The organism is Pseudomonas sp. yb_9 (assembly GCF_043103635.1).
GTDB classification, from domain to species: domain Bacteria; phylum Pseudomonadota; class Gammaproteobacteria; order Pseudomonadales; family Pseudomonadaceae; genus Aquipseudomonas; species Aquipseudomonas monteilii.
Window position 1 is genome coordinate 155,757 of the sequence record NZ_JBICKA010000052.1, and the last position, 12,428, is coordinate 168,184.

Consider the following 12,428-nt stretch of genomic DNA (forward strand, 5'->3'; position numbering starts at 1 on the left):
GTACTCCTGGTTGGCACCACTTCTGGTCGATGATTCGACGGTGGGTGTGCTGCTATCGGAGGTGCCGGCGCAGGCTTGAGGTGCCTGGAGGCGGTTATGGGCGGTAACCGAACAGATTGCGAAGAGGCCAGCCTCAACGCCCGAGGAAGTCGACCACAGCCTCAGCGAACGCCTGGGGTTGATCCAGCATGACGAAGTGGAAGCTGCCGTCGATCCGCTTGAAACTGATGCCCCGCGTGCCGGCATAGGCATTAGCGAAGGTTGCATCGACACTGGCCGCAGGTATGCCATACAGCGGGTCATAGGCATACACGACCTCTACCGGCGCCTGGATACGGCCAAGTTCCGGGCGCAAGTCGGTGGTCATCAGTTCATGGGTGGCATCGGCTACCGTCTCGCGGTCCGAGCGCAGCGCTGCATCAACCAGTGCCGGCCTGGCCGCTGCGGTCTTGGCTAACCGGTCGATGGCTGCCCGCTGCATCGTTTCGGCCTGCGCTGCCGGTGCCGCCAACATCGCCTCGCGCAAGGCGCCAGCCTGTGATGCTGCGGTTTCAGCGGTTGCCGCCGGATCGATCAATAACGTGTAGAACGGCAGCGCGTCGACCACCATCAGCCGCCCCACCTGCTCAGGGTGACGCGCGCCGAGCATCAGCGCAACCTCGCCGCCCAGCGAATGGCCAATGATGGCCGGTGCCTCCAGGTGCTGGCTGCGGATATAGCCTGCGACTGCCTCGGCCACGGGAGCTGCCACACGCCCCTGCGCAGCGGGCACGGCAGGCGCGCCGGCAAAACCTGCAACCTGCACCAGATGCAGGCGGTGCTGCTGGCGCAGCACACTGGCGAGCCCTGCCCATACCTCACGCGATGAGGCCAGCCCAGGTATCAGGATAACGTCTGGCCCGGCGCCCTCGACCTGCACAGAAATGCGTTCATCAGCCGTAGGCACTGGCTGGCCTGGTGCGGCTAACGCCGAAGACAGGGCAACGCTGGCACCGATTGCCGCAAGCAGGGTTCGTACACGCATAGTGGCCATTCCTTTGACTTGAACCTGGAAAAGCCCGCCACTATAAGGCGTGCCACGCGGCATGGGTAAACTATCGTTTGCAACCCGGTGCGCTACACCGTTAAAGTCGGGGCCTGGGCGCCGGCTGCGCCTGCGGTCCGCGCGAAGGGGTTGCCCGAGCCATACACCCCTACATTTTCGTACCAGCTCCCGGCTTGTCGGCGGACCGAGCCCCAAAGGAGTTGGCATGCCCGCCATCAATGCATCTCGCCACCACGGCCTGCTCGACCTGCCTGCCTTGCGCAAACGCGCCAAGCGCTTGCTGACTGCACTGAAAAACCACGAAGCCGACGACACCCGCGAGCAATTGCGCACGCTTGGCCTGCCCGGCCCCGACTACCGGCTTGCCGACACCCAATGGCTGGTCGCCCGCGAGGCCGGATTTGCCAGCTGGCCCAGGCTCAAGGCCCATGCCGATGCCGTGGCGTTCGCCGCGCGCCATCCCGGTTTTTCTGCGGATGACGAGGCTGCCGTACAGCATTGGCGCTGTGGCAACGACATCGCCCACAGCTTGCGCACCGCCGGGTTTACCGGCGCCTTCCAGATGTTCGAAGACCCGATGGTCATGGGGCCGGTACCGGCATTGCCCGAGGCACAGTACTGGCAGGTGCGTGGTGCCTACGTGCAGCAGGCGTTCAAGCTGACCCCACAAGACCTTGAGCAGCGCCAGGCGGTACAGCGCAATGCATTGGCCGGGCTGAGCCACGACAGCCAGCTCGTGTTGTGGTGCGAGGCCGACGCCTACGACCAACTGTTCCTGATTCGCGTGCTCGCCAGCCTGCCCGGCCTGCCCCGTCGGCTGGAGCTGATCGAAATTGACCAGGTGCCCGGTATCGAGCGCTTCATCGGCATCGGCCAACTGGCCCCCGACCTGCTGGCCTGGCTGTGGCCACAACGTCGCGCACTGGGCGAGGATGCACTGGCCCTGGCGCGCCAGGCATGGGCGGCCTACACCGCACCTGATCCACAGGCCTGGGCACGCCTGGCCGGCCGCCAACATACGGCCTTGCCATTGCTGGGTCGGGCACTGGCGCGCCAGCTGCAAGAGCTGCCGGGAGCGATCGATGGTTTGAGCCTTACCGAACGCCTGCTGCTGCGTGCACTGGCGTCACGCGGCGAGATGGCGGCCGGGCGCGTGTTTGGCCAGTTGATGATGCAGGATGATCCCCTGCCTTACTTGGGCGACATGATGTTCCACGTCCTGCTGCAGCCCCTGATCCATGGGCCGCAGCCATTACTGCTGGAAGGTCCTGGAGAGGCCTGGGCACAGCGGCGGTTGCAGCTGACCCCGCTCGCCGAACAGGTGCTTGCCGGGAAGGTCCACTGGCTCGATTGCCACCCCGCGCCGCATTGGGTTGGCGGGGTGCTGATCGATGCGGCGGACAGGCCTTGGGTGGTCAGCGAGCAAGGCGAGGTGTGGCGGCGTCGATAGCGGTTCAGCAAGGGGGCCGCTGGGCGGCCTGCGCCAACCGTTGCGTGGCCAGCCGGATCTCATCCACATCCAGCGAAGCAAACCCCAGGCGTAGGGCGTTCTCGGCATGGCCAAACGGGGAGAACTGCCGCCCACTGCGCACCACCAGGTCCAGCTCCAGCGCTTTCTCGACCAACTCATCCACATTGATTGCGTCGGCAAAGCGCACCCACAGCGCCAGGCCCCCTTCCGGCTCCTGTACGCAAATGTGCTCGCCAAACGCTTCGTGCAAGCACGCCAACAGGGTCTCCCGGCGGCGTCGGTACTCGCGGTTGACCCGGCGCAAGTGCTTCTTCAGCTCGCCCTCATTAATCAAATCCGCCAGCATGCGCTGCATCACCGCATCGCCCTGCCCCAAGGTCAGCGTCGCTCGGCGCTCCAGCACGGCAATCACCTCCACGGGCGCCACGATGTAACTGCAGCGAAACGTACTGCCCAAGGGCTTGGACATCGTGCCGATGTAGATCACATGCCGCTGCTGGCGGTCGCTGGCCAAAGGCAGGTAGGGCCGCCCGGAGAAGTGGTATTCGTAGTCGTAGTCTTCCTCGACCACGCAAAAGTCGTGCTGGCGCGCCAGCTCCAGCAACTGCTGCCGGCGCCCGGCCGGCAGGCTGACCGTGGTGGGGAACTGGTGATGGGGCGTGATGTACATCATCCTTACCTTGTGCTGCCTGCACAGGGCATCGAGCTGATCCACCCGGCAGCCCTCATGGTCCAGCTCCACAGTGACCAGCCGGGCACCCAGCTGACGAAAGATCTCCCACGCAGGGGGATAACTCAGGCGCTCGACCAGCACAACATCACCCGGCTTGAGCAACACGCTGGCCACCAGCGACAACGACATCTGCACCCCCTGTGTCAGGCAGATATGCTCGGCGCCAACGTTCAGGCTGCGATTGTGCCGCAGCATGTCAGCCAGGGCGCTGCGCAGGTAGCGGCTGCTGCATTCACTGCCGTGGCGCACGCTGTTGCTGATGAAACTGCTGCGCAAGGCATTGCGGTAATAGCGGTGCAGTACAGCCTGCGGCAGCAGGCGGTGGTCACAGGCACCGTTGTCGAAAAACAACGCACCTGGCCGCCCCTGCTGCGCGGCGGCCTGCTCGTTCGCCGCAAAGTAGGCAACAGCGGGTTCCTCGGGCAGCGCCAGGGCAAAGCGCCGGGTGGCATCCGGTTCGGCCCGCGCACTGGCCGCCAGCTGCTGGCTGACAAAGGTGCCCCGGCGCTGCACGCTTTGTAGCCAGCCTTTGGTTTCGGCTTCCTCATAGGCCAGGATCACCGTCTTGCGGTTGACGTTCAGCAATTGCGCCATCTCCCGCGTGCCCGGCAAGGGCGTGCCAGGGCGCAGGCGACCCTCACTGATCGCGGCCACCAAGCCCTCGACAATCTGCCGGTACGAAGCTTGCGCCCCGTCGAGTTTGAGCAGCGGCTGCCATTTACGAAGCTGGACCATGTAAATTATCCAAATCTGGAGGTTCTGCTGGTCCTGGACTATAGCAACAATCAAAGCTCCATTTGAGCCGAGGTGTTCATGCAAAGCCGCCACGTCATTGAATTGTCGCCCTCGGGCAAAACCTTCGAAGCCAGCCACGAGTTGCTGCTCGATGCCATGCTCGCCAGCGGCTTGCCGGTACCCTTCTCCTGCCGCCGTGGCGCCTGTGGCTCGTGCAAGGTCAAGGTGGTGTCGGGGCAGTATCACGACAAGCAGCGAGATGCGGACACACCGGCCCCCTCCTATCCCCTGGCTGCCGACGAGATGCTGCTGTGTCAGAGCCACGCCTGCAGCGACATGTGCCTGGAGATACCCGGCTGGTCACTGGATACCCCGGCACTGGAAGTCCGCGCCCAAGTGGTTGGCCGGCGCGCGCTGAGCACGGATATCGTCGAGCTCGTGCTGCAGCCTGCCCAGCCACTGGATGTTCGGGCCGGCCAGTATGTGCGGTTCCAGCTGGGCAATGGCGACAGCCGCTGTTTCTCCATTGCCAACCTGCCAGCCCAGGAACAGGGGCAACTGGTGTTTCACATTCGCAAGGTCAGCGGTGGCCTGTTCACCGAAGGCGTGTTGCCCACCCTGCAAGCAGGTGCTTCAGTAACGCTCGAAGGCCCACTGGGTGCCTGCACCTGGCAACACGAGGACCAACGCCCGTTGGTGCTGCTCGCCACCGGCACAGGTTATGCCGGCATCAAGCCCTTGCTGCTGACTGCCTTGGCCCGCGATGCCGAGGTCACGTTGTATTGGGGCGGTTCATCGCAAGCGGACTTCTACGACCATGAGTTTCTCGAACAGGCCAGCCATGCGCACCCACGCTTTCGCTGGCACCCGGTACACTCGGACCAGGCGCGAGTGCAGCAGGCGGCGCTGGCCCACCCGCATCGCTGGGACGATACCCAGGTCTACGCCTGCGGCAATGCCACAATGATCAGCCAGGCCCGCGAACACTGCATTGCGGCAGGCGTACACCCCCATCGTTTTGTCGCCGAAGCCTTTGTCGCCAGTGGCGCACCGGCAGCGCAGGCCTCATCGGCCAGCACACTGCACCCGAAGCTGGAAAAGGTCGGCCCGCGCTATTCGCTGGACGGCATGCTCGCAGCCCGCGAGCAGTCGGTACGGTCCGTGGCCGCGATAGCCAGCCAACTGCAGGTCGGCATGACCACTGCACAGGCGCTTGAAATGGCCGCGCAAACCCTGCAGGCGATGGGTGCGTCGCACACCTGGCACCCCACCTACATCCGCTTCGGCGATGACACCGTGCGTACCCCACGGCAAGGTATTGATCTGCAACGCGTATTACGTACCACGGATATCGTCGTGGTCGACGTCGGCCCGGTCTGGGATGGTTACGAAGGTGACTATGGCGACACCTTCGTGTTCGGCCAGCACGAACTGCACCACGCCTGCGTCAAGGCATTGCATGAGGTGTTCGACGAAACCCGTCAGGCCTGGGGCCTTGGGCTGACCGGGCGCGAACTGTATGACTTCGCCGAACGCAGTGCCCAGGCCAAAGGCTGGCAGCTCGAGCGCAACTTGGCCGGGCACCGCATCGCCGATTTCCCCCATGTGCTGTATGGGCAGGACAAACTGGCCGAGGTAGAGATCGTCCCTAGCGAGGTGGTATGGGTACTGGAAATACAGCTGTGCCACCCTACCGAACCCGTCGGGGCGTTTTTTGAAGACATCCTGATTGGCGAGGCCAGGCCTGTCGTGGCGACCACAGCTTGAAACGACCGTCAGGACGCGAGGTGCGCGTCAATCAGGCGCGCAACCCCTTCGGCATGCCTGTGGCCCAAGCCATGACCGGGCTGATCGAGTCTGCGCCAACGCAAGGCGGAATCTCAAGGGTTGTTGGCTCTGATGGGTTTAGACCTACTGAAGTGCCCAAATCAGCAGCGAACGCTATGCCTGCCAAGGGCGAAAGCGGACACGCGTGAACGGCTGCTTTCGACCCAGGCTGTGTGAAAACACCTGCGATTGTCTAACCTTCTGATCGTCGAGATCGTGGCGGGGACGATCATGAAACGGTTCATTGAAGGTGAAGCCCGGACGCAAGTCACGCTGCTGCCGGAGTGCCTGGATGATTACATCACCGAAGAAAACCCAGTTCGGGTGGTCGACGTTTTCGTCGATGAACTCGACCTCGGAGCACTCGGGTTCGAGGGTGTCGATCCGGCTGCAACGGGTCGTCCGGCCTACCATCCAGCAGTCCTGCTAAAAATCTACATCTATGGCTACCTCAATCGGATTCAGTCCAGCCGCCGGCTTGAACGCGAGGCAGCGCGCAATGTCGAGCTGATGTGGTTAGCGGGCCGGTTGGCGCCTGACTTCAAAACGATTGCCGACTTTCGCCGAGACAACGGCAAAGCCATTCGCAGCGTCTGCCGGCAATTCGTAGTGCTTTGCCGCAACCTCAATCTTTTCTCCCCAAGCGTTTTATGCGTCCGTATACGGCTATCTGGGCCGCTGCCGCGGCCCAGATAGCACAGGCAGCGCCTGGCGCCCGACTGAGTGAGACCTGCACTTAGATCTGCTGAATTTACAGGCTGACCCAGCTTCTTTCGCTCCTCGACGTACTTACTTGCGTTTTCACACAGCCTGGACCCACAGCAGCCGTTCGACGTGTCTACGGAACCATCGGCGATTCAGCTCTGTATCCGACATCAGGGTAACCATCGCCACGGCGTGCCCGGACAAGGCGTAAAAATCAGTTCACCCGGAGTATGGGGCAACGATTTCAATGAGTAAGAATACGACATGCTCATGACCTCAAATAGACCGGATATTGACTCTCTTGGATAGTTCTTCCGCCGACTCTTTGCGCTCGGAGTAGCGATCTACCAAATAATCCTGGCGATCACGCAGCAGCAGCGTGAACTTAGTCAATTCCTCCATCACGTCGACCAGCCGATCGTAGAAAGAAGACGGCTTCATGCGCCCGGCCTCATCGAACTCCAGGAAGGCTTTCGGCACCGACGACTGGTTCGGGATGGTAAACATACGCATCCAGCGGCCAAGCACACGCAGTTGGTTCACCACGTTAAAAGACTGCGAGCCACCGCAAACCTGCATCACGGCGAGGGTCTTGCCCTGGGTCGGGCGAACGGCGCCCATGGCCAGCGGTACCCAATCGATCTGCGCCTTGAAGACAGCACTCATTGAGCCGTGACGCTCGGGTGAGCACCACACCTGGCCCTCGGACCACTGCATCAGCTCGCGGAGTTCCAGCACCTTCTCGTGGGAGTCCGGAGCGTCATCCGGCAGCGGCAGGCCGGAAGGGTCGAAAATACGGGTTTCGGCGCCGAACTCTTCCAGCAGGCGCGCAGCTTCCTGGACCATCAAGCGGCTGAATGAGCGTTCGCGGGTCGATCCGTAAAGCAGCAGGATGCGCGGTTTGTGTGTGGAAGGATCCTTCGGCGCCAGCCGCTCCAGCGACGGCAGATCAATCAGTTCTGGTTGGACATTTGGCAGGTGGTCGTTCATTTCGGTCTCCATTGGTCCAGGGCCTAAAGCGCGCCGATGCGGGCAAGCTCGGCTTTCAGTTCGTCCTGGCTCAGTTGCGAGAAAGGCAGCGCAATGAAGGCGCGCGCGCGCTCATCGATCTTCGCAAGTGTTGTCTGGAAGGCTTCTTCGATTTCTGCCTCACTCCCGGTGACCGCCGAAGGGTCGGCCAGGCCCCAGTGGGCTTTGAGCGATGGGCCAAAGAAGATCGGGCAGGCCTCGCCGGCAGCACGGTCGCACACGGTGACAACGATGTCGGGAGGAGAGCTCTCGAAGGCATCCGAGGCCTTGCTTGAAAGACCAGCGGTGGGGATACCGGCGGCTTCCAGGGTATTCAGTGCCCGCTCATTGACCTTACCGCTTGGAAAGCTGCCCGAGCTCACAGCTTCCATACCCTCGGGGGCCAGGTGATTGAACAGCGCCTCGGACAGGATGCTGCGGCAGCTGTTGTGGGTGCACATGAACAAGACTTTCATCAGGTATCTCCGGTTCAAAAGCTCAGGCGGATGGCCAATGCGGCCAAGGTGGCAAGCAGGATCGGCAGCGTCAGGACGATGCCGGTGCGGAAGTAGTAACCCCAGGTGATGACGATGTTCTTGCGGGCCAGCACGTGCAGCCACAGCAAGGTGGCCAGGCTGCCGATGGGGGTGATTTTCGGACCGAGGTCACAGCCGATGACGTTGGCGTAGATCATGGCCTCGCGCACAATGCCGGTGGCTTCGGCAGAATGGATCGACAAGGCCCCTACCAGCACAGTGGGCATATTGTTCATGACCGACGACAGGCCAGCGGCGAGCAACCCCGTCCCGAGGGATGCGCCCCAGATCCCGTAGCCGGCGAAGACATTGAGGATCTGCGTCAGGTACTCGGTGAGGCCGGCGTTACGCAGGCCATAGACCACGAGGTACATGCCAAGTGAGAACACCACGACCTGCCAGGGCGCGTCCTTGAGCACCTTACGGGTAGAAATAACGTGCCCGCGCGCGGCGATCAGGTAGAGGATCAGCGCACAGGCAGCAGCGATGGCGCTGATCGGTACACCCAGCGGCTCGATGGCGAAGAAGCCGACCAGCAACAGCGCAAGCACCCACCAGCCGGCAACGAACGTCGCCTTGTCGCGGATAGCGGCTTCGGGAGCCTTCAGTTGGTCGAGTTCATAGGTACGCGGCAGGTCCTTGCGGAAGAACCACAGCAGCATGCCCAACGTGGCGGCGATGCTGACCAGGTTCACCGGCACCATGACCGAGGCGTACTCGCTGAAGCCAATGCCAAAGTAGTCGGCGGAAACGATGTTCACCAGGTTGGATACCACCAGCGGCAAGCTCGCGGTATCGGCGATGAAGCCCGCCGCCATGACGAATGCCAGCGTCGCCGCCGGGGAGAAGCGCAGGGCCAGCAGCATGGCGATGACGATCGGGGTCAGGATCAGTGCCGCACCGTCGTTAGCGAACAGCGCCGAGACGGCGGCGCCCAGCAGGATGATGAAGGCGAACAGCTTGCGGCTGCTGCCATTGCCCCAGCGGGCCACGTGCAATGCCGCCCACTCGAAGAACCCCGCCTCATCCAGCAGCAGGCTGATGATGATGACGGCGATGAAAGTGGCGGTAGCGTTCCAGACGATCTGCCAGACCACGGGGATATCGGACAGGCTCACGACGCCCGCCAGCAGTGCCACGACGGCCCCCAGTGCGGCGCTCCAGCCCACGCCCAGGCCTTTGGGCTGCCAGATGACGAGAACGATCGTCACCAAGAAAATCAAAAAAGCGATCAGCATGGCTACAACTCAATCAGCGAAGGGAAGTCTTAAGCACAGGCAACAGGGCTCTGCGGCCGCTCGCCCATTTCGGCAAGGCGCAATGCATCGGGGCTCAACCATTCCTGGTTGGCTTCGACAACGCCCTTCAGTATCGCGTCCACCCACTGCGGCAGTTCGGGGTGCAGTCGGTAGTACACCCACTGACCCTTGCGGCGATCCATCAGGATTCCAGCCTCGCGCAACTGAGCCAGGTGCCGGGAGATCTTCGGCTGGCTCAGTTCCAGCGCGTGGGTAAGTTCGCAGACACAGAGTTCGCCTTCACGGGCGATCAGCAGGGTCATCCGGGCCCGGGTGTCATCAGCCAGGCATTTGAAAACGATGGGGGGTGTCAGTGTTTCCCGCATGTGACCTCCTGGGAAATGCGTGTACGGCCAATATCTGCAAAACCGAATATATGACGACTCGAATATACGGTAAAGTAGATATTTACAACCGCCTCGCCTTACGGGACGTCATAAAAACCGGACAATGCCCGCGCTCTGGGCCCTATACTGGCCGTCGATACCATCCCCAGACTCTCCAATGAACCAGCCTGATATCTCTGTCCGGTTGCTTGGTACCGATCAAATCCAAGGCCTGGCTGAGCATCTGACTGCAGCGGGCTTGCCGACCCAAGACCTTTTGCAGCCCGAAGGTGGGACATCACCGTACCCGCAAGCACCAGATGCACCATGCCCAGCGGAACGGTTTTCTTCGGGTTGTGAATCTCGTGAGTCGCACCTCAGCAATGAGGCAGCCTCTGAAGGCTGAGACCTGTAGTAGCGGGTTTACCCGCTCCTACAGGAATCGGGCCCTGTTTCAGGGCGATAGTGTTGCCCCTAGCCCATCTGCTGCCACAGGATCAGCAGCCCAGGCACCCAGGCGGTGAAGATCGCGCATACCAGGGTCATCACCGCCACCAGCCGCTGGATTTTCCTGGCCAGTGCCAACAACAGGAAAAAGCTGAACCACAAAACCGTCCACGCGGCCCAGTTCAGCACATCCCACACCTTCATCAGGCCCTCGGCGCCCGGGATGGAGCTGACCGTCACCACCAGCGCCGTCACGCTGACGAACAGGCAGAACCAGCCCAAGCCGCGGCCGTCGACCTGCAACAACTGGTTGGCGGCCACCCACAGGTAGGTAAAGGCGAACAGGATGGTCAAGGCACCCGCCTTGATGCCTTCGGCCGCGCCCACCACGAAAATCAGGTAGACCGCCACCAATAGGCTGAGCAAGCCGACAAACAGGTTGATCACCGCCACTTCACGGTCGGTGATACGCCCCATCAGCCAGATGCTGTTGATGAACAACACCGCACCCACATACAGCAGAACCAGTCCGTACAACATGGCAACCTCTTCTCATTCGAATTGTTTAAGGGTTTTTCTTGCCATTTCCAACATCGACAACCGCTGTTTCATTGCCTCTTTCGACAGGTAGGCATGGGCTTCAGGCTCCTGCCAGCCCTGAGCCGCCATCAACAGGACCTTGGCCTTGTTGATGTCGGCTTGGTGTTCCAGGCGCTCCTGCAACTGGGCGTTCTTCTGCATCAAACGGGCGTGGGCTTCGCTATTGCTCCTGGCGCACACCAGCGCCGGCAGCACCTTGTGGCTGTCCAGCGGCAGCACGATCACGCCATGGCACCCCAGCTCCAGAATCTGCGAGAGGATGGTCGGGCTTTCGTACTCCACCAGCGCGACAGCGGTCAGGCGAACCCCGCCCTGGGCCAGCAGCTTGCCCAGTTCGCCATGGTGGCGCCCTTCGAACACCCCGCAAAACACCAGGTCGGTGTGGGTGTCGAACGCCTTGGGCGGTGGCCAGTACTGCTTTACCGAACAACCGATGCGCATCAGTTGCAACACCAGGGCATCGGTGATTTCACTGGGCGGGCAAACAATGCCTACATGCAGCTCACGCAGCGTATTCAGGATGTTCGTGGTGCTCATGAGGGGCCGCCTCCCGCCATGCTCGCCGTCCAGTCATCGAGGTTGTGCACCACCACATAGGGATCGGGGCGGATAGCCACGGGCGACTGCCATTTGATGCAGATCTGCCCGCTCGCATCGATCTCGCCTATGCGCGCGAACAGGTGCGAATGGTTGTTCTGCTGCTCCACATGCACCCTGCCCTGGGGGCTGTCCAGGCTCGCGTGGTACAGGTGATTGCGGATCACCTCCACCTCAAGGCTTTCGGTGGCATTCACCGCCTGGCACAACATGCGCATCTGGCTGTAGGCGGCCTCGGCCCAGGCGGTGATGCGCACATCAGCCGGGAAAAACGCCCGACACGCGCTGACGAACGCTTGGCTTTGTGGCGAGTCGACACTGGTGAAATACGGCGCCACGACGATGTTGCCACAGGCCACCTTGGCGCCCATCTCGGCGATTTCGGCCTCACTGGTGGTCAGGCTGGCAATGGGCGGCCGAGGACCATTACCGTAACGCTGCGCCAATGCCTGATAGAAACTTGCCGTACCCGTACCGACCACGGTCGAGAACACCACATCCGGGGCAGCGCGAACCACCCGCTCCACCACCTGGGCCAGGTCATCGGCCGAGGGGTACAGTGGCATGTAAGCCTCCTCCACCACTTCGCCGCCATGCTGCTTGTACAGGTGGCGCATGACGTGGTTGCTTTCCCGGGGGTAGATGTAGTCCGAGCCGACGAAGGCGACCCTGGCGCCATAATGGCGGGTCAGGTAAGCCGCCAGCGGCGCGCTGTTCTGGTTGGGTGCCGGCCCGCCATAGATGATGTTGGGTGAGTACTCGAACCCCTCGTAAGGCGTGGGATAGAACAGCAAGCCATCCGCGCGCTCGACCACCGGCATCACGGCTTTACGGGTATGCGACATGTAGCAGCCGAGCATCAGGCGCACGCCGTGGTTGCGCACATAGTCGTCGCACAGGTTGCGGTACCGGTCCGGGTCGCCCCCGGGGTCACCGACCAGGGTCAGCACCGGCTGGCCAAGCACACCGCCTTCGCGGTTCACCTGTTCTGCCGCCAGCAACGCGCCGCAGCGCTGCGAGCGCTCGATGGCTGCGGTAACGCCGCTTTCGGCGAACAGCAAGCCCACCTTCAATTGCCTGTCTTGTCTACTCATCACACT

11 protein-coding genes and 1 pseudogene are annotated in these 12,428 nt (G+C 62.2%); 3 read left to right on the forward strand and 9 right to left on the reverse strand.

The window, feature by feature from the left end:
* Window positions 1-133 precede the first annotated feature (133 nt).
* Window positions 134-1,024, reverse strand: coding sequence for an alpha/beta fold hydrolase (locus tag ACF8MI_RS15700; RefSeq protein WP_104834978.1), 891 nt, complete (start codon window positions 1,022-1,024; stop codon window positions 134-136).
* Between the two features lie 226 nt (window positions 1,025-1,250).
* On the opposite strand from ACF8MI_RS15700, the gene ACF8MI_RS15705 reads away from it, so the two are divergent.
* Complete coding sequence (locus tag ACF8MI_RS15705) at window positions 1,251-2,495, forward strand: DUF1835 domain-containing protein (RefSeq protein WP_104834980.1); 1,245 nt, start codon at window positions 1,251-1,253, stop codon at window positions 2,493-2,495.
* Between the two features lie 4 nt (window positions 2,496-2,499).
* On the opposite strand, the gene ACF8MI_RS15710 is transcribed toward ACF8MI_RS15705, so the two are convergent.
* Window positions 2,500-3,984, reverse strand: coding sequence for a PLP-dependent aminotransferase family protein (locus ACF8MI_RS15710; RefSeq protein ID WP_060499201.1), 1,485 nt, complete (start codon window positions 3,982-3,984; stop codon window positions 2,500-2,502).
* A 78-nt stretch (window positions 3,985-4,062) separates the two neighbouring features.
* Here ACF8MI_RS15710 and ACF8MI_RS15715 point away from each other — a divergent pair, with 78 nt between their 5' ends.
* Window positions 4,063-5,751, forward strand: a complete 1,689-nt coding sequence (locus ACF8MI_RS15715) for an NAD(P)H dependent flavin oxidoreductase family protein (RefSeq protein ID WP_156866754.1) — start codon at window positions 4,063-4,065, stop codon at window positions 5,749-5,751.
* A gap of 291 nt (window positions 5,752-6,042) precedes the next feature.
* Window positions 6,043-6,468 (forward strand): annotated as a pseudogene (locus ACF8MI_RS15720) (transposase); the annotation flags it as partial.
* A 324-nt stretch (window positions 6,469-6,792) separates the two neighbouring features.
* On the opposite strand, the gene arsH reads toward ACF8MI_RS15720, so the two are convergent.
* The 7 genes from arsH to ACF8MI_RS15755 all read right to left on the reverse strand — a co-directional run bounded on the left by arsH (window position 6,793) and on the right by ACF8MI_RS15755 (window position 12,422).
* The gene (gene arsH, locus ACF8MI_RS15725) at window positions 6,793-7,506 is read right to left on the reverse strand and encodes an arsenical resistance protein ArsH (protein ID WP_023048559.1); all 714 of its coding nucleotides are present in this window, start codon (window positions 7,504-7,506) and stop codon (window positions 6,793-6,795) included.
* Window positions 7,507-7,529: 23 nt separating this feature from the next.
* A complete protein-coding gene (locus tag ACF8MI_RS15730) occupies window positions 7,530-8,000 on the reverse strand; it encodes an arsenate reductase ArsC (RefSeq protein ID WP_392517597.1) in 471 nt (156 codons plus the stop codon).
* Window positions 8,001-8,014: 14 nt separating this feature from the next.
* Window positions 8,015-9,298 (reverse strand): arsenic transporter, encoded by a 1,284-nt coding sequence (locus tag ACF8MI_RS15735; RefSeq protein WP_019099351.1) that lies wholly within the window; start codon window positions 9,296-9,298, stop codon window positions 8,015-8,017.
* A gap of 29 nt (window positions 9,299-9,327) precedes the next feature.
* A complete protein-coding gene (locus ACF8MI_RS15740; protein WP_025753212.1) occupies window positions 9,328-9,684 on the reverse strand; it encodes a metalloregulator ArsR/SmtB family transcription factor in 357 nt (118 codons plus the stop codon).
* Between the two features lie 474 nt (window positions 9,685-10,158).
* Window positions 10,159-10,671, reverse strand: coding sequence for an AmiS/UreI family transporter (locus ACF8MI_RS15745; RefSeq protein WP_060499203.1), 513 nt, complete (start codon window positions 10,669-10,671; stop codon window positions 10,159-10,161).
* A 12-nt stretch (window positions 10,672-10,683) separates the two neighbouring features.
* The gene (locus ACF8MI_RS15750; RefSeq protein ID WP_060499204.1) at window positions 10,684-11,268 is read right to left on the reverse strand and encodes an ANTAR domain-containing response regulator; all 585 of its coding nucleotides are present in this window, start codon (window positions 11,266-11,268) and stop codon (window positions 10,684-10,686) included.
* Window positions 11,265-12,422 carry a transporter substrate-binding domain-containing protein gene (locus ACF8MI_RS15755; RefSeq protein WP_060499205.1) on the reverse strand — a complete coding sequence of 386 codons (1,158 nt, stop codon included), beginning with the start codon at window positions 12,420-12,422 and terminating at the stop codon, window positions 11,265-11,267. Before ACF8MI_RS15755 ends, ACF8MI_RS15750 begins: the two co-directional genes overlap by 4 nt.
* Window positions 12,423-12,428 lie beyond the last annotated feature (6 nt).